At 54.3% G+C, this 16,172-nt stretch carries 16 protein-coding genes; 9 read left to right on the forward strand and 7 right to left on the reverse strand.

Annotation, left to right across the window (positions count from 1 at the left end; genetic code table 11):
* Positions 1 to 308 precede the first annotated feature (308 nt).
* On the forward strand, positions 309 to 821 hold the full coding sequence (locus NST23_RS12550) for a GNAT family N-acetyltransferase (RefSeq protein WP_173595829.1): 513 nt from the start codon (positions 309 to 311) through the stop codon (positions 819 to 821).
* Between the two features lie 104 nt (positions 822 to 925).
* Here NST23_RS12550 and leuD read toward each other — a convergent pair whose 3' ends face one another.
* Both leuD and leuC read right to left on the reverse strand, forming a co-directional pair.
* Positions 926 to 1,510, reverse strand: coding sequence for a 3-isopropylmalate dehydratase small subunit (leuD, locus tag NST23_RS12555; RefSeq protein ID WP_122963521.1), 585 nt, complete (start codon positions 1,508 to 1,510; stop codon positions 926 to 928).
* The gene (gene leuC, locus NST23_RS12560; protein ID WP_122963519.1) at positions 1,507 to 2,937 is read right to left on the reverse strand and encodes a 3-isopropylmalate dehydratase large subunit; all 1,431 of its coding nucleotides are present in this window, start codon (positions 2,935 to 2,937) and stop codon (positions 1,507 to 1,509) included. The genes leuD and leuC overlap by 4 nt, the downstream gene beginning before the upstream one ends.
* Before the next feature lie 116 nt (positions 2,938 to 3,053).
* Here leuC and NST23_RS12565 point away from each other — a divergent pair, with 116 nt between their 5' ends.
* The 4 genes from NST23_RS12565 (at position 3,054) to NST23_RS12580 (ending at position 6,494) form a co-directional block, all read left to right on the forward strand.
* Entirely contained in the window at positions 3,054 to 3,941 is an 888-nt protein-coding gene (locus NST23_RS12565; protein ID WP_122963518.1) for a LysR family transcriptional regulator, read from the forward strand.
* Positions 3,942 to 4,029: 88 nt separating this feature from the next.
* A complete protein-coding gene (locus tag NST23_RS12570; RefSeq protein ID WP_122963654.1) occupies positions 4,030 to 4,377 on the forward strand; it encodes a thioredoxin family protein in 348 nt (115 codons plus the stop codon).
* 30 nt (positions 4,378 to 4,407) lie between these two features.
* Positions 4,408 to 5,316: an RluA family pseudouridine synthase gene (locus NST23_RS12575; protein ID WP_340963749.1), complete on the forward strand. Its 909-nt coding sequence runs from the start codon at positions 4,408 to 4,410 to the stop codon at positions 5,314 to 5,316.
* A gap of 59 nt (positions 5,317 to 5,375) precedes the next feature.
* Positions 5,376 to 6,494: a YheC/YheD family endospore coat-associated protein gene (locus NST23_RS12580; protein ID WP_122963516.1), complete on the forward strand. Its 1,119-nt coding sequence runs from the start codon at positions 5,376 to 5,378 to the stop codon at positions 6,492 to 6,494.
* Between the two features lie 92 nt (positions 6,495 to 6,586).
* Here NST23_RS12580 and NST23_RS12585 read toward each other — a convergent pair whose 3' ends face one another.
* The 3 genes from NST23_RS12585 to NST23_RS12595 form a co-directional block, all read right to left on the reverse strand.
* On the reverse strand, positions 6,587 to 7,336 hold the full coding sequence (locus NST23_RS12585; RefSeq protein ID WP_340963751.1) for an alpha/beta fold hydrolase: 750 nt from the start codon (positions 7,334 to 7,336) through the stop codon (positions 6,587 to 6,589).
* Positions 7,337 to 7,936: 600 nt separating this feature from the next.
* Positions 7,937 to 8,440 (reverse strand): NUDIX hydrolase, encoded by a 504-nt coding sequence (locus tag NST23_RS12590; RefSeq protein WP_340963754.1) that lies wholly within the window; start codon positions 8,438 to 8,440, stop codon positions 7,937 to 7,939.
* Positions 8,441 to 8,468: 28 nt separating this feature from the next.
* Positions 8,469 to 8,921 (reverse strand): GNAT family N-acetyltransferase, encoded by a 453-nt coding sequence (locus tag NST23_RS12595; protein ID WP_173595832.1) that lies wholly within the window; start codon positions 8,919 to 8,921, stop codon positions 8,469 to 8,471.
* 203 nt (positions 8,922 to 9,124) lie between these two features.
* Here NST23_RS12595 and NST23_RS12600 point away from each other — a divergent pair, with 203 nt between their 5' ends.
* Complete coding sequence (locus NST23_RS12600; RefSeq protein ID WP_340963756.1) at positions 9,125 to 9,523, forward strand: NUDIX hydrolase; 399 nt, start codon at positions 9,125 to 9,127, stop codon at positions 9,521 to 9,523.
* Positions 9,524 to 9,601: 78 nt separating this feature from the next.
* On the opposite strand, the gene NST23_RS12605 is transcribed toward NST23_RS12600, so the two are convergent.
* Together NST23_RS12605 and NST23_RS12610 are read right to left on the reverse strand one after the other, a co-directional pair.
* A complete protein-coding gene (locus tag NST23_RS12605) occupies positions 9,602 to 11,239 on the reverse strand; it encodes a helix-turn-helix domain-containing protein (protein WP_340963758.1) in 1,638 nt (545 codons plus the stop codon).
* 126 nt (positions 11,240 to 11,365) lie between these two features.
* Positions 11,366 to 12,397 (reverse strand): ABC transporter substrate-binding protein, encoded by a 1,032-nt coding sequence (locus tag NST23_RS12610; protein ID WP_173595834.1) that lies wholly within the window; start codon positions 12,395 to 12,397, stop codon positions 11,366 to 11,368.
* 279 nt (positions 12,398 to 12,676) lie between these two features.
* Here NST23_RS12610 and NST23_RS12615 point away from each other — a divergent pair, with 279 nt between their 5' ends.
* The 3 genes from NST23_RS12615 (at position 12,677) to NST23_RS12625 (ending at position 16,165) form a co-directional block, all read left to right on the forward strand.
* Positions 12,677 to 14,047: a D-serine ammonia-lyase gene (locus NST23_RS12615; protein WP_340963760.1), complete on the forward strand. Its 1,371-nt coding sequence runs from the start codon at positions 12,677 to 12,679 to the stop codon at positions 14,045 to 14,047.
* A gap of 346 nt (positions 14,048 to 14,393) precedes the next feature.
* The gene (locus NST23_RS12620; protein WP_173595836.1) at positions 14,394 to 15,062 is read left to right on the forward strand and encodes a helix-turn-helix transcriptional regulator; all 669 of its coding nucleotides are present in this window, start codon (positions 14,394 to 14,396) and stop codon (positions 15,060 to 15,062) included.
* A complete protein-coding gene (locus NST23_RS12625; protein WP_340963763.1) occupies positions 15,059 to 16,165 on the forward strand; it encodes an alanine racemase in 1,107 nt (368 codons plus the stop codon). The genes NST23_RS12620 and NST23_RS12625 overlap by 4 nt, the downstream gene beginning before the upstream one ends.
* Positions 16,166 to 16,172: the final 7 nt, after the last annotated feature.

Raw genomic sequence — 16,172 nt, forward strand, 5'->3', positions numbered from 1 at the left:
GGGGGATGCTGTCCTGGCGTTTTTTTGTTCCGGTCAGGCTGGTGATCCGGAAGCATAGCCGCTTTGTGCCGACCGGACAGCCGATCCAGTAGCGGTACCGCTTCGTTCCGTCAGCAGTGGAGAAAATGCAGCTTCCAGTTCCGCAACACCGCTTGTCGTCTCTGTAGCTTGGCGGGAAAGCGAACGCACCTTCCAGGAAAACTTTTCTCCGTTACAAAAATGGTTTAAAAAGGAATTTTTCAACCTTTACAACCTGGCAACTCTTTACTATTATGAGTGGAAATGCGAGGAGAGAGGGGAAACGCACAATGGAAGTCCGCCGATTGGGGCCAGAAGATGCAGAAGCTTTTGTAAAAGTAAGATTGGAAGGGTTGCAAACCGACCCGGATGCATTCGGTGCTACGTATGAAGAAGATGCGGCACGGCCTATGGCGGAGTGGAAGGAGCGGCTGTCTCAGGGACCACAAGGCGACAGCGGTTATTTTGGCGCTTTCGTCGCAGGGGAACTGGTAGGGATCATCGGCTATTTCCGCCATCGCGGCATCAAGGCGCGGCATAAGGCAGCGGTCGTGTCCATGTACGTCCGGGAAGCGCATCGCGGGACAGGTGTCGCGCAAGCGTTGATGCACGAAGAGCTGGCGTATTTGAAAGCGCGCGGAGACATTAGCCAGGTTCAGCTTGCGGTTGTGACGAGCAACCCTGGGGCTGTACGTTTTTACGAGAAAATGGGTTTTGTGCCGTACGGTTATGAAAAACAAGCTTTGAAGGTAGGGGAGCGCTACGTCGACGAGACGCTGATGTACGTACTCTTGCATGAGTAGTGGCTACCGCTTGAAAACGAACGCTTGACCAGACGAAAAAGCGAAGGCATGTGTGGCAGCATGCCTTCGCTTCTGTATGGAAAAACATGTTTCGAGCAAAAAGATTAACGATTTGCTTCGTAGGCAGCGATTTTGTCCTCGTATTGCAGCGTAATTCCGATGTCGTCGAGGCCGTTCAACAGGCAGTAGCGGCGGTACGGGTCCACCTCGAACGGATAGGACAAACCATCGCTGTCGCGCACGACTTGCTGTTCGAGATCAATCGTCAGCTCGTAATTTTCGCGGCTTTGTGTGCGCAAGAACAGTTCGTCGACTTGCTCTTCGCTGAGCTTGATCGGCAGGATGCCGTTTTTGAAGCAGTTGTTGTAAAAAATGTCGGCAAAAGACGGAGCGATCACGCAGCGGAAGCCGTAGTCGAGCAAAGCCCACGGAGCGTGCTCGCGCGACGAGCCACAGCCGAAGTTGTTGCGGGCGAGAAGCACAGTCGAGTCTTTGTAGGCAGGGGTGTTCAGGATGAACGAGTCGATCGGCGAGCCATCGACGTTAAAGCGCCATTCATAAAACAGGAACTGGCCAAAGCCGCTGCGCTCGATGCGTTTCAGGAACTGTTTCGGGATGATTGCGTCTGTATCTACGTTGACACGGTCCAGTGGCGCGACCAGTCCGGTGTGGATGACAAATGGGTTCATTGGAATACCTCCTCGCTTGCGCTCTCTCTTTTCCATTCACGTACGTCTACGAAGCGGCCTGCGATGGCAGCCGCGGCAGCCATTTCCGGGCTGACGAGGTGAGTGCGTCCGCCACGGCCTTGACGTCCTTCGAAGTTGCGGTTGGAAGTGGAAGCGCAACGCTCTCCTTCTGACAAGATATCCGGGTTCATGGCGAGGCACATGGAGCAGCCGGATTCACGCCAGTCGAAACCGGCTTCCTGGAAAATGAGATGCAAGCCTTCTTGCTCAGCCAACTGCTTGACTGCCTGGGAGCCAGGTACGACCATCGCGTGTACGGAAGGGGAGACTTTGCGTCCCTTGGCAACTTCCGCCGCTTTGCGCAAGTCTTCAATCCGTCCGTTTGTACAGGAGCCGATGAAGACGCGGTCGATTTTGATTTCGCTCATAGGCGTTCCCGGAGCAAGATCCATGTAAGCGAGAGCGTCCTGAGCCGCTTTGCGCTGTGCCGTAGTCTCAAAAGCTTCCGGGTCTGGAACCGTGCTGGTGATGTTCGTGCCCATGCCTGGGCTTGTGCCCCATGTCACTTGCGGTTCGATGGCAGCGGCGTCGATTTCGACACATGTATCGTACGTAGCGCCTTCGTCTGTGCACAGCTCTTTCCATGCTTCCACTGCTGCCAGGAAGTCTTCGCCTTGCGGAACGTAGCGGCGGCCTTGCAGATAGTCAAACGTCGTTTGGTCAGGAGCGATTAGCCCGGCGCGTGCGCCACCTTCAATCGTCATGTTGCACACGGTCATGCGCTCTTCCATCGTCAGCTTGCGGATCGCTTCGCCTGTGTACTCTACGACGTACCCGGTGGCAAAGTCAGTTCCGTATTTTGCGATAATCGCCAATATTAAGTCTTTTGCGCTGACACCGAAAGGCAGGTCGCCGTTCACGCGGACTTCCATCGTTTTTGGCTTCAGCTGCGGCAAGCATTGTGTGGCGAGTACGTGTTCGACCTCGCTCGTCCCGATCCCAAAGGCGAGAGCGCCGAATGCCCCGTGCGTGGAAGTGTGGCTGTCGCCGCACACGATCGTTTTGCCGGGATGTGTCAGGCCAAGCTCAGGGCCGATGACGTGGACGATTCCTTGATCCGGGCTGTTCAGGTCAGCGAGTGTAATGCCAAATTCCCGGCAGTTATCAGTCAGTGTTTCCATTTGCTGACGGGAGATCGGGTCTTTGATATTGAAGCGATCCGCTGTCGGCACGTTGTGGTCCATGGTGGCAAAAGTCAGTTCTGGACGGCGGACTTTGCGGCCAGCCAGGCGGAGCCCTTCAAACGCTTGCGGAGAAGTCACCTCGTGCACCAGATGCAGATCAATGTACAAAAGGCTCGGTTTGCCAGCTTCCTCGTGAATCACGTGATTGTCCCAAATCTTTTCAAACATTGTACGGGGTTTCATTAGTGAATGCCTCCTTCGTGCGAAAACTCTTAACAAGGTTGTATCATGGCAAAGAAAATAGTTCAAAGATATAATAATTATGAGAAGGATAGCTTTTGCCTATCGGGAGGTTTTTTATGGAGTTACGACAGATTCGTTATGTGCTTGCAGTAGCGGAGGAACGCAGCTTTTCGCGTGCGGCCAACCGCTTGCATCTGGCTCAGCCATCGCTTAGCCAGCAAATCGCCAAGCTGGAAAAAATATTGGGTGTGAGTCTGTTTCATCGTTTGCCCCAGCATGTGGAGCTGACAGATGCGGGCCAGCGTTTTGTGCAGGTGGCGCAGACGCTGGTAGACATGTCGGAAGGGCTGGAGCGGGAAATGCGCGCGTATGCAGTGGGGGAGAGCGGCCGACTGCTGGTTGGCAGCTTGCCGATCACGGGCGCTTACGTCCTGCCGCGTGTGTTGCCGACGTTTACCAAGTTGTTCCCCGGAGTCGAGCTGCAACTGATGGAGGAAACATCGAGCCATCTGGAACAGTTGCTCGTGCGCGGAAAAATCGACGTCAGCTTGCTGACGATGCCGATCAGCGATCCTTCCCTGGAGATCATTCCGGCGATCAATGAAGAAATTTTCCTGGCGGTGCCGCCGAATCATCCATTGGCTGGCAAAAAGCAGGTCGACTTGGCCGAGCTTGCGGATCAGCCGTTCATTTTGCTGAAGGAAGGGCAAGGCTTCCGGACGATTTCCTTGCGGTTGTGCGAGCAAGCTGGCTTCCGTCCGCGCATCGTCTTTGAAAGCACCAACATCCAGACCGTCCAATCGCTGGTCGCGGCGGGCATGGGGCTGTCTTTTGCCCCGGAAATGATTACGCTGGCGCCAGGGACGATAGAGCCGCCCGCCTACGTGCGGCTTACGACGAAGCCATACCGGACACTCGTCGTTGCCTATCGCAAAGACAAGCCGCTGTCGCGCCCGGCTGAAGCGTTTGTGCGCTGTTTGGTGGAGCAGGGCGGGGCGTTGTAAAAAGCGGATGAAGTGTCAGCCGCGTGCGACAAACAGGCAGGCTTTGTGCTACACTGTTTCCAAATCATTCTAGGAAGGAAGATCCATGATGAGAGAACTCAAGACAGAAGCAGAATTTGAACAGGCGATTGCCGCCGAGAAGCCCGTCGTGGTCAAATTTTTTACCGATTGGTGCCCGGACTGTCACCGCATCGATCCGTTCATGCCGGAAGTGGAAGAACAATATAAAGAGCAAGTGGACATGGTCGCTGTCAATCGCGATACGCTGCCTGATTTGTCCCAGAAGCACGATGTGTTCGGGATTCCCAGCTTCATCGCGTTCAGCCGGGGCAAAGAGCTCGTTCGCTTCGTCAGCAAGCTCGGCAAAAGCCGCGAAGAGATCGAGCGTTTTCTCGACCGCGCCGTTCAGGTAAACAACGGTTTGAACGCAGAGTAATGCAACGAACATAAGGCAGGGAGATTGACCATGCGATCGATGAAAAAAGAAGGGGAATGGCTCGTCTGCCACTTGCAGGCGGAGGACGACGCCATTCCGATCAGGAACCTGCTGCGCGAGGGATGGAAGCTGCCACGCAAGCAGGTCCATCTTTTGTTTCAGCATAAAGAAGTGCTTGTAGACGGCGCTCCTTGTGCCCAGCACACGCAAGTGCGAGAGGGACAGGAAATTCGCATGCGCTTGTGCCAGCCAGAGCCGCTCGGACTGGACCCGGCGAGCGAAACGGTGCCGATTTTGTACGAAGACGACCATCTGCTGATCGTGAACAAGCCTGCGGGCATGCTGCTTCATCCAACCGAGCCGAACCATCACCTGACTTTGGATCATTTGGTGTCCGGGCACTTTTTCCGCACCGGACTGCAAGCGAAAGTGCGTCATGTGCACAGGCTGGATCAGGATACGTCCGGGGTGGTTTTGTACGCCAAGCACGCCTGGGCGTCGGCCTTGCTGGACGAGATGCTGCGCGAGCGCAAAATCAAGCGGACATACCTCGCTTTCGTCTCCGGGCAGATGGCAAAAGGGAACGGCAAAATCAATGAGCCGATCGGCAAGGACAGGTATCATGCCACCCGCAGAAGAGTCGCGCCCAACGGCGATTCTGCCGTCACGCACTATGAAGTCAAGGAGCGCTACAAGACGGCGACAAAAGTCGAGTGCAGACTGGAGACGGGGCGCACGCATCAAATTCGCGTCCACCTGAGTCATATCGGGCATCCGTTGCTGGGCGACGAGCTGTATGGAGGGAAGCAAGATTTGATCAGAAGACAGGCGCTGCACGCGGCGGTACTGACGCTTGCCCATCCGTTCGGGGGAGAGCTGGTGCAGGCGTCGGCCCCGCTGCCGCTCGATTTGCTCGCTTTGGAAAAGAAGCTGCGCTAAGCGCCATTTTGCCGGATCGTGAATAAACTGCCAAGGAAGAAACGAGAGAGGGTGGCAGGATGAAACGACCCACAATCGGCATCTTGACTTGGCGGGAGGGCAAGCGATTCGCGGAGCCAACCTATTTTCGCCGATTGCTGAAGGCGGGACAAGAACTGGGCTGCACTGCCTTTTTATTTTCGCCAAAAGACGTGTTGGCATCAGGCAAGCAGGTGAGAGGGTACGTCCTGGATGCAAACGGCAAGTGGCAATCGCGCTTGTTTGACCGTCCGGACGCTGTGTTCGACCGTTACCGCTACACACCGACCCAGGCGTTCAAGGATTATGTGGCATTTCGCCGCACAAGCCCGTTCTTGTACGCCAACAATCGTCTGGCGAACAAATGGCGCGTCCATGAGGTATTGCACCGCGATTCGCGCATGCATCGCTGGCTGCCGGAAACGCTTTTGTACAATCGGCAAAATCTCATCAAAATGCTCGGCAGGCATTCGCTCTTGTACGTAAAGCCGTTGAATGGAACAGGCGGACGCAACATCCTCTCGATCGAGAAGCACGGCGGAGGGTATCGTCTGCTTGGGCGCGACAAGCAAAGGGCGAAGATTTCCAAGGTCTTTTCCGACATCTCCGCCGTTTTGCGCTGGACGGATCGGTGGACGAGGCAAGAGAAGTACATCGTTCAGCAAGGCTTGCGGCTGCAACTGGTGCCAGCGCGAGCTGTAGACATGCGGCTTTTGATCCAGAAAAACGGCCAGGGCGAGTGGAGCATCACAGGCCACGGCTTCCGGGTAGGGGGGGAGCGCAGCGCTACTTCCAACCTGCACGGGGGCGGAAAAGCTGTACCGGTTCCCGCCTTTTTAAAGCCCAAATTCGGCGAGGAACGCTCGGCGCAAATCGTCCGTGACTGTGAAGACCTCGCCCATCAAACAGCGGAGACGCTGGAAGATCACTTTGGGCGAATGGTGGAGTTCGGACTGGACATCGGGATCGATGTAGACGGCCGCGCCTGGCTGATCGAAGTCAACCCCAAGCCAGCGCGAGAAATTTTTCGCGAGATGGGGGCTACGGAACAGTACAAACGCGCGATCCAACGGCCGCTGGAGTACGCCATCTACCTGGCGAAAACGCAAGGGCGCGAAGGACGCGAGCCTTTGCTGAAACGAAAGGTCGCGAGTCGGTAAGAAAGCAAGCAGAAAGCGGAGCAAACAGCCGGGCTGATGAAGTTGCGGCTGTTTGGTGCGGGTAAAAGCGGATGAAGCGGGAGATCACTTGATTATCTGATTTGCTTCGCACACACAAGGATCGTCTCGATGACGAGCTGCGGTTCCGTAAATTGCGGGAAATGTCCGCTGTTTTTGGCGACGACATGCTGGCTTTGCGGGGAGAGGGCGAGCAATTCCCGTTGGTTCTCCCACCTTTTTCGCCGCGCTGCTTCTGGCATCATGCGGTTTTCCTTGCCTCCGGTGATGACGTACAGCGGGATGTCAGGGAATGCCGCGTGATCATTCAACTGGGCGACGGTTTGCTGGACAAAATGCACCTCACTGAACTTTTTGTGTGCAGACCAGGAGTCGAACAGGGCGAGCAGTCTGTTGATTGCCTTGACCGCGCTGGTTTGGTATTCCCCGAGCAGGAGATCTTTCGGATGGCTGGCTTCAATCAGGACCATCCCGGATACTTCAGCAGGATAGCGGCGGGCATACAAATTGGCGTACAGCCCTCCCAAAGAATGTCCCACCAGCAAAAAGGGCGGCTCCCAGCCGGCAGCGGCTAGTGCTTCGCGCAGCGTTTCCACAATCGTGACGCCGTCCTGAGGCTCTTGCGGTTTGTCGCTGCCCGAGACGCCCAAGCGATTGTAGGAAAAAACGGAACTTTCCGCAGCCAGAGCGGGGAGGACTCGCATCCAGCCTTCGATGGGACCAGACCCGCCGTTGATCAGCACCAGCTTGGGCGAGTTGTCGCCGCTGATGTTGTATTGCAGCATTCCTTTTGAAGTACGGATGTTCTTGATCTCGATCGCCAAAGCAAGCCACCTTCTTTTAGGTTGATATGGTTACATACGTGGACAAACCGATCAAGTTCCGCAAAATGGAAAAGGTTTTTAGGGGGAATAGAGAGAGTAGGATCGTGCTGTTAGGTGAACCATAATTTAATTATGTAAACTTAATGCTGGTTTCCAACATGCCAAAGTGGAGTTGCCAACTTGCCAGATACCTCGTCTGGCTGTTTTGTCTGAGTGAGGGGAGAGTGGTTGGGCGAATTGCCCAATGCTTGCCGAGATGGAGTTTGGGGGGAAGATTTCGGAGTGTTCGATACAGCTAAACAGCCAGGACCACCCGCTTTCTTGACTGGAACTGGGCATCGCAGAGAGTTTGATCTTAGTGAATATCGCGCCTGATCAAAAAACGATGCGCAGAAAAAGTTATAAACCTCCCATATAAAAAATTCTACGCGATACAACCACACGGGAAATGATTTGTTGTTCCGCAAAAGAACAGGAGCTTATGGTCTTTCAGTGCCAGATGTTAGATTGTTGTTCAGTAACATATCCGCCTTTTCCCCATAAAAAACCTCCCTTGCCACGCCATGGTGGAGGGAGGTGAACCTGAACCGACCAGCAAAGCTATCCGTTTTTCACCGCTTCTGCCACTTCCGGGAGCGGCAGGCGCTCGTACTGGATTACCCGATCGCCCTCATAAGTAAAAACGTGCTGGATCGGCTGCTCGTGTTCCAGCATGTACGGCAAAAACTGCGGAACATTTTCGGCGATCCCTTCGTTCTTCGGATGCAGCATCCAGTCGAGACTCATCCAGTCCAGAATGCCTTCCTCTACGCGAAGTGGCGTCAGCGGACGCTCAAACGTCTCAGGCAGTTCCGCCACATAGGCGTACATGCCGCCAGCGACATCTCCGTCCAGCTTCCACGAAACGATCCCTTTGTAAGTGGCGGAGGACAAGGCAATGCCTGTCTCCTCGAAAACTTCGCGCAGCACGCAGTCAAGCGGAGACTCGTTTGGCGCGAGCTTGCCGCCGACGCCGTTCCAGCGGCCCATCAGCGGCGGTTTGCGCCGATTCAACAGAAGGTATTCGTTTGCATGCTTGAGAAAACAGATGGTGTACGTGTACATATCGTTCCTTTCCAGGTGACGCCCGCTCTCAAATGTCTTGGGAGAAGCGAACCATGTCTGTCAGCTGAATGCCGTTTTCATAGATTTCTTCCTCATAATGGCGCAGAAAGAAGTCCCGGTCAATCCAGGTCATGCGAAAGCCGCATTTTTGGTAGAGGGCCAGTTGATCCAGGCTGGAGTTGCCTGTGCCGACCTCAATCGTTTTGTAGCCGGACACTTTCGCTGTCTCGATGGCATGCAAAACGAGCTGCTTGCCGATGCCCTGTCCTTGACGCGCTTCGTCTACAGCGACGTTGACCAGCTCAATCGTATCGGGGCGCGTAGAGATGAGGACGTAGACGCCAACAAACTGTTCATCCTGGGCGGCAACATAGCACTGGCCCCTTTGCAAATAGTCTTCCACCAATTTTTGCGAAGGATCTGCGAGCAAGAGCAGATCCATGGGCGCTTCTTCATGGGGAGCCAGCTTTCTGATTTCCATTTCGTTCTCTCCTTTTGCCAAAAACCTATCCACATCGGGGAAAAGGAACCGCACTGTCAGCGGCCATTCCTCGCGTGTGGAAAGCTTGTAATTTGTGCTATTATAACAATCGTTGCGAAAGTTTGTAAAATGTGCCAATCCAAAAGCGGAAATCAAGCTACAGGATGGGACCAGTCAAGTCGAGAAAAGAGAGGAAAGCAGCTATGGATTTGATTCACGTAAATGTGGCCTACGTCTTGCTGTATGACCAAGATACCGATAAAGTGCTTATGGTGCAAAATGAGGAGTATTGGAGTTTGCCAGGCGGGAAGCGGGAAAATGGCGAGCTGCTCTGCGACGCAGCGAAGCGCGAGGCTATGGAAGAGACGGGGCTGTCCGTGCAGGTCGGCAAGATTGTGCATGTCAGCGAAAAGGTCATTGGCAACGAGTTTGCGACATTTGTCACGTTTATGGCCGAGATTGTCGGCGGCGAGTTGGGAACGACCGATTCCGAGATTCAGGCGATCGAGTGGAAAAGCATTGTCGAAGCAGAAAAGTTGATGCCGTATTTGCCCAACATCCGTGAACTGATGCGCAATCAGGCACATTACCAGGTAGAATAAATTGCCCAAAAAAGCTCACGGTTGCAACAGCCGCGAGCTTTTTTCATGTGCACACTGATCCACTCCGTGCAAAAAGCACTATGAAGTTTGCCCGAGCAGCACAGGCAGTTCGTCGAGCAAATACTGCTTGGTGATCGGGTCGTCGTAGTTCCATTTGTCGTCGATCAGGTAAGCCTGTCCGTTTTGCACGGCTGGCAGATTGCTCCACTGAGCCGTCCGCTCCAGCTGTTGGCGGGTCTGGCTGTCATTGGCCGACTGAATCAAGTAGACGCGGTCGCCGGCGAACAAGGGCAGTTGCTCCGGCGTGACTTCGGCAAAGGCGACATGTTGCGCGATCAGCTTCCGGATGTTGGCCTGAGCGTTCACCATGCCCGAGCCGTAAAGCGTAGAGAGCAGCCCTTTTCCGGCCATGACGAACAGTTTCCCATCCTGACAAATGAAAGAAGACGCCGTTTCTTCCCGATTCGGCAAAGGTAAGTGCCGTTTGAGCGCATTCAGCTTCTGCTCATGCGTTGCGATCCATTCCTCTGCAAGCTGTTGCCTCCCGACGATCGTGGCAATCGTCCGAAAGCGTTGGTACAGCGGGGCGTATTTGTTGTACGTCACAATCGGGGCGATCCGGGAAAGCTTCCGGATCAGCTCTTCGTCCTCGCAAAAACCGAGCAGGATCAGATCGGGCTGCAACTCCGCGATCTTTTCCCAATCGACCGGGTGACCGATGTCAGCGACGCCAAAGAGTTGTTCCTGGTACAAAATGCCCGAACTGTTTGCTTTGTTGACGCCGACGGGACTTACGCCGAGCGCGAGCAGTTCCCCTGGAGCATCGCCGATCATCACGATCCGCTCCGGGGCAGGCGGCAGGGCGATTTTGCGTCCAGTTGCGTCCCGGTAGCTCAGTCTCTCCTGCTGCATGCGGATGAACTGCCGCGGCGTCACTCCGGTAGCTTGGCGGAAGCGACGGTTAAAGTAGTATTGGTCTTTGAAACCGACCTGGTCCGCAATCTCGTAAAGCCGATCATCCGAGTAGAGCAACAGTTCCTTTGCCCGCCTGATCCGCAAATCGGTCAAGTAATCGAGCGGCTTTTGCCCTGTCAGCGACTTGAACAGATGAGAGTATTGCCAACGGGGAAGGTGGGCGAGAGAAGCCAGCTGTTCCACGGTAATCGGCTCTTGAAAGTGCGTGTGCAAAAAAGCGCGTGTTTGCTCGACAGCAAGCTCCGGCGACAGGCGCGTATCCGCGTTTCGTTTGGCAGCGAAAATCAATTCCAGCAGCTCATGAAACAAAATGCGCTCGCGCATTCCGCCGGGATCGTTGTCCGGGTGACGAGTGGAATACAACGTTTGCAGTTTTTGCAAAACGGGTGAAAACGGATGAACGACAAAATCATCAGCCCCGGCGAACAGCTTTCCCCGATACGGATGAGACGACTGATCCTCCATTTGATAGACAAAGAAATCGAGCCGAAAATAGCTGACGCTTTCTTCCGCAGCGGGCGCAACGAGGCACGATGTATCCGGCGGCAACAGGAAGCAGGTTCCTTTTGCCAACATCAGGCTTGTCTCGTTTACTTGCACGGCACCTGACCCGCCTGTACATGCCAAAAGCGTATGACGAGCGCCAGGCGAAATCCGTTCAGGCTCGGCAGGCGACTGAAACAGCATTTCATGGAACGAGAACAGAAGCGTGCGCAGGGGAGGGATGGCAAGTTGGTTCAAAAAGGAGAGCCTCCTTTTGCTAACAATCGAGAATAATAATCATTATCTATCATACGCAAAGAAAAACAGCCTTTCAACGAAAAGGTTGAAAAGCTGTTCGCAGGCAATGCAAGGTGTCGAAGCGATCTATTTTTTGGCTTGCATAATGGTTGGCAGCTCGCCCAAAATGCGTTGCTTGGTAATGGCGTCGTCATAGCCCCATTTCGCGTCTACGAGATAGGCGTGGCCGTTTTTGACGGCAGGCAAGTTTTTCCACAGCGGGTTTTCGATGAAACGCTCAAATTCGGCTTTGGAGTCGTCGAGCGACACCATCAGGAACAGGTGAGCCCCGGCGACTTCGCCGAGCCGTTCTTTGGAAAACTCCTCAAAAGACACGCCGTTGTCCAGCATTTTTTGAATAGCCTCAGTCGGCTTGAAGCCTTTTGCGTGATACAGGCTGGAGGACAGTCCTTGCGTGCCAAGCGCGTAAAGGCTTTTGCCGCCGTCGTAAAAAATAAAGACGCTGGCCGTTTCGTTCGGCTTCACCTGACCTTGGGCTTGCATGTTGCTCCAGAACTGCTCTGTTTGCTTTTCGTAGTCGGCGATCCACGCCTTGGCTTCTGGTTGTCTGCCCAAAATATCGCCCAACGTCAGCAAGCGCTCCTTCACAGGCCGATATTTGTCAAAAGCGACAGTCGGAGCGATTTTCGAAAACACTTGCAGCCGCTCTTCCTCGATGTTCACACCGAGAATAATCAGATCGGGATTGAGCGCGAGCATTTTTTCCGGATCGCCCGGATGGCCCACGTCCTCGACGCCTTGCAGCTCGTCGCCGAACACGGTCGGCTTCGCATCGATCATATTCAGCCCGACAGGCTTGACGCCGAGGGCGAGCAAATCTCCAGCCGTATTGCCGATGAAGATCACGCGTTCGGCGTGCGCGGGAATTTCCACTTCGCGATTCATGAAGTCTTTGTACAGTCGCGTTTGCTTCTGGCTGTCGCCCGTCGGTTGCGTGGTTGCAGCGGCTCCTTTTGCAGTGGCAGGCGCTTCCGCTGTCTTCTGGGCAGCATCGGTTGGGGCGGGGGTAGGTGCTGATTGCCCGCACCCGGAGAGCAAGAGCGCTGCGGAGAAGAAGACAGCTTGCAAGGTGGCGATGAGTGGTCGTACCTGTATCATTTTGCGAGGACATCTCCCTTGTAAAAATGTATCGATAATGATTATCAATCAACCTCATCTTAGGAGATCGCAGGAGGTTGCTCAATGGACAAACGTAAATTCTTTTAATAGAAAAATAAGAGAAGGGGGCTTTCTTTTCCGGCAAATGGGTTGCTTCCCGCGTTCTTGTTGCACTATCATACTAAAGGACAAGCTTCATCACACAGATGACTCACAGCGGTTGAAAAGACGAAATATTCCCGAATATCAAATGCCTAATGGTGGAGGTTTGCGATTGCGATGGAAAACGGTGTGAGAGTTGAAGGAAAAACAATCGAGCAATGGAAAAGCGAGTATCCGTTGTTGTCCGAGCTGATGGCAACAGCGGAAGTATTTTGGACAAATCCGCGTCTGACTCCGGTGGCGGAAGCAGAAATGACGGTTACGGCGGAAGAGGTGCAAGATGCAGAGGAGCGTTTGCGCCGATTTGCCCCGTTTATCCAGCAGGCTTTTCCGGAAACGAGCTCGGCTTCCGGGCTGATCGAGTCGCCGCTTGCTTCGATCCCCAACATGCAAGACGAGCTGGCAAGGCGTTTTGGTCAGGAAATACCGGGCCGTCTCCTGCTGAAGTGCGACAGCCATTTGCCGATCGCGGGTTCCATCAAGGCGCGAGGCGGGATTTACGAGGTGCTTGCCCACGCAGAAGAACTGGCGAAAAAGCACGATAGGCTGCCCGCAGACGGCGATTACTCCGTGTTTGCCACAGAAGAGTACCGCGCGTTCTTTTCCCAATACTCCATCGCCGTAGGATCGACAGGCAATCTTGGACTGAGCATCGGGATCATCAGCGCGAAGCTCGGGTTTCGGGTGACGGTTCATATGTCTGCGGATGCAAAAGCGTGGAAAAAAGATTTGCTGCGCGCAAAAGGCGTGCAAGTCGTCGAGTATCAATCCGATTACGGCAAAGCGGTCGAAGAGGGAAGAAAGCAGGCAGAAGCCGACCCGCAGTGCTATTTCATTGACGATGAAAACTCCAAGCGGCTGTTTCTCGGCTATGCCGTCGCCGCCGGACGGTTGCAAAAGCAGCTGGAGGAGCAGCAGGTGATCGTGGACAGCGAGCATCCGCTTTTCGTGTACTTGCCGTGCGGGGTAGGCGGCGGGCCGGGTGGCGTTGCCTACGGATTGAAGCTGCTTTACGGCGATCGCGTCCACTGCTTTTTTGCGGAGCCGACTCATTCGCCTTGCATGCTGCTCGGCTTGATGACGGGGTATCATGACAAGCTGGCTGTGCAAGACTTTGGCATCGACAACAAGACAGACGCTGACGGACTCGCCGTAGGACGTCCTTCGCGCTTCGTCGGCAAAGTCATGGAACCGTTGCTCAGCGGCGTCTATACGGTGGCGGACGGGGAGCTGTACAGGCTGCTGCGGGCTTTGCGCGACAGCGAATCCGTGCGGCTTGAGCCGTCTGCGCTGGCTGGCATGCCAGGGCCGATCCGTTTGCTTGCGCAAGCAGCGGGGCAGCAGTACATCGAGCAGCACGGTCTTGCGGACAAAATGAAAAACGCAACCCATATCGTCTGGGCGACAGGGGGCAGCATGGTGCCTGCGCATATTCAGGAAGCGTACTATGCCAAAGGATTGGAATGCGAAGAGCAGAGCCATTCGTAACATCGTTTCATTCATACACGAGAACGCCGTTGGTCTGCGAGGATCGAGGGCGTTCTTTTTTTTAGGCGATGCGTTATCTGGTGTAGAAAAAAATATAAAGAAACGCAGAAAAGACAGAGAAGTTTTTATACATAACTTTTTCTATTCTCGTTCTTGTGAAGTGGGAGGAAAAGCTGTGGTTTCGCTGCGTTAACGGATGATTCCGGCTCTGATCAGCTTTGATAAGAAAGTCTATTCGTCAGAATTTTATAGAAAAAATTATATTTTATCTTGAATAAATTATATAGACAAGTATAATGAGGGATAACAAATAGCACCACCATCCCGGAGGAAAGGAGAGTGAAGCATGGGAAAATACGCCGAGGAACTGCGCCGATACATTCCGATCGCCGATGCCATGGCTCAGACGTTTGGCAAAAACTGCGAAGTTGTGCTCCACGATTTGAGTTCGCCGCAGTCGTCCGTCATCTACACCGCGAACAACCACGTCACGGGCAGAGCTGTCGGGCAATCGTTCAACCATTTGATCACACAAGTTCTCTTGTCTCAAAAGCTGCAAAATGACGTCGTCGCCAATTATCGCACCGAGACGGAGGATGGGCGGACGATCAAGTCGACGACCGCGCTGATCCGCAATGCAGACGGGGAAGCCATCGGCGCTTTTTGCATCAACATCGACATTCACCCACTGGTGAGCACCCGCGAGTTCATCGAGGACTTCATCCGCATGGACGAGGAGCCGCTGGAGCGCGAAGAAGTGGAAGTGGTGCAAAATGTGTGGGAGATCGTAGAGCAGATGATTAACCAGATGATCTCGGAGAAAGACGTGGAGAAAATCGACAAGAACGAAAAAATGCAAATCGTCCAGTTCATGGACAAAAAAGGGGTATTTCTGATCAAGGGCGCGCTGGAAAAAGTCGCTGCCGAGCTGAAAATTTCCAAGGTAACCATGTACAGCTACCTAGACGAGCTGCGCAGGAATCAGAAACAGGAGCAAGAGGAGTTGAGCAGATGAAGCTGATCGGATCAAGCGTGGACGAACTGGACACGCCCGCTCTGCTCATCGATCTGAACCGTCTGGAGAAAAATGTGCAGGAGATGCAGTCGCTCGCCGATTCAGGAGGGGCTGCTCTTCGCCCCCACATCAAGACGCACAAATGCGCAAAAATCGCCCAGATGCAGATCGATTGCGGAGCACAAGGGATTACCGCGGCAAAGCTTGGCGAGGCGGAAGTCATGGCCGACTATGGACTGACAGACATTTTTGTGGCGACGCAAATTGTCGGGAGAAAAAAGCTTGCCAGACTGGAAGCACTGGCGAGGCGAGCACGCATCAGGCTGGCGGTCGATTCGCTTGTTCAGCTAGAACAGCTTTCCGAGTACGGGGGAGAGGCTCGCTCCGTCGGAATCATGATCGAGGTCAATACCGGGTTGCAGCGCTGTGGCGTGGAACCGGATCAGGTAGAGAGCCTTGTCGAGAAAATTATCAGAAAATTCCCTGAAACAAAAATAGATGGAATATTCACTCATGAAGGACAAGTGTATAACGCGGCAGACAGAAGCGAGCTGGAAAAAGTGGCGCGCCAAGCGCAGGAGACAATGGTCGAGATCGGGAGGCGAATCCGCTCGCGCTGGGGCTTTCCCTGCGAGGTCAGTGTCGGTTGCACGCTCGGTTTGCTTGGGGCAGGCGTCGTTCCCGGAGTCACCGAGATACGTCCGGGCACCTACGTGTTTTACGACAGGACGCACGCCGCCTTTTTCGGAGATACGGAGCGCTGTGCCGCGACGATTCTCGGCACGGTTATTTCCAGGCCGAATGGCGAACGTGCTGTGGCTGATGCAGGGGCGAAAGCGATGACAATCGACTCGCGGGCGAGCGGCCTGCTTGCGACCAGCGGTTTTGGGCAGGTACGAGGGCAGCAGGATGTACACATCCGCAAACTGTCGGATGAGCATGCGATTATGGTGCCGGGAACGTCCTTTTCCATCGGCCAGCGCATCGAAATCATTCCGAACCACATTTGTCCAACCGTCAATTTGTACCAGGTGGCTTACGGAATACGCGACGGAAAAGTCGAAACCGTGTTTCCGATCCATGCGCGAGGATGCAATCAATAGGGGTGTA

The organism is Brevibacillus sp. FSL K6-0770 (genome assembly GCF_038000275.1).
Taxonomy (GTDB): Bacteria; Bacillota; Bacilli; order Brevibacillales; family Brevibacillaceae; genus Brevibacillus; species Brevibacillus parabrevis.

Excerpts from the sequence above, each read along its gene's own strand:
- NST23_RS12610 (WP_173595834.1), bottom strand. The coding sequence starts at position 12,397 with ATGATACAGGTACGACCACTCATCGCCACCTTGCAAGCTGTCTTCTTC.
- NST23_RS12570 (WP_122963654.1), top strand. The coding sequence starts at position 4,030 with ATGAGAGAACTCAAGACAGAAGCAGAATTTGAACAGGCGATTGCCGCC.
- NST23_RS12565 (WP_122963518.1), top strand. The coding sequence starts at position 3,054 with ATGGAGTTACGACAGATTCGTTATGTGCTTGCAGTAGCGGAGGAACGC.
- NST23_RS12615 (WP_340963760.1), top strand. The coding sequence starts at position 12,677 with ATGGAAAACGGTGTGAGAGTTGAAGGAAAAACAATCGAGCAATGGAAA.
- NST23_RS12625 (WP_340963763.1), top strand. The coding sequence starts at position 15,059 with ATGAAGCTGATCGGATCAAGCGTGGACGAACTGGACACGCCCGCTCTG.
- NST23_RS12620 (WP_173595836.1), top strand. The coding sequence starts at position 14,394 with ATGGGAAAATACGCCGAGGAACTGCGCCGATACATTCCGATCGCCGAT.
- leuC (WP_122963519.1), bottom strand. The coding sequence starts at position 2,937 with ATGAAACCCCGTACAATGTTTGAAAAGATTTGGGACAATCACGTGATT.
- NST23_RS12600 (WP_340963756.1), top strand. The coding sequence starts at position 9,125 with ATGGATTTGATTCACGTAAATGTGGCCTACGTCTTGCTGTATGACCAA.
- leuD (WP_122963521.1), bottom strand. The coding sequence starts at position 1,510 with ATGAACCCATTTGTCATCCACACCGGACTGGTCGCGCCACTGGACCGT.
- NST23_RS12575 (WP_340963749.1), top strand. The coding sequence starts at position 4,408 with ATGCGATCGATGAAAAAAGAAGGGGAATGGCTCGTCTGCCACTTGCAG.
- NST23_RS12550 (WP_173595829.1), top strand. The coding sequence starts at position 309 with ATGGAAGTCCGCCGATTGGGGCCAGAAGATGCAGAAGCTTTTGTAAAA.
- NST23_RS12580 (WP_122963516.1), top strand. The coding sequence starts at position 5,376 with ATGAAACGACCCACAATCGGCATCTTGACTTGGCGGGAGGGCAAGCGA.
- NST23_RS12595 (WP_173595832.1), bottom strand. The coding sequence starts at position 8,921 with ATGGAAATCAGAAAGCTGGCTCCCCATGAAGAAGCGCCCATGGATCTG.
- NST23_RS12590 (WP_340963754.1), bottom strand. The coding sequence starts at position 8,440 with ATGTACACGTACACCATCTGTTTTCTCAAGCATGCAAACGAATACCTT.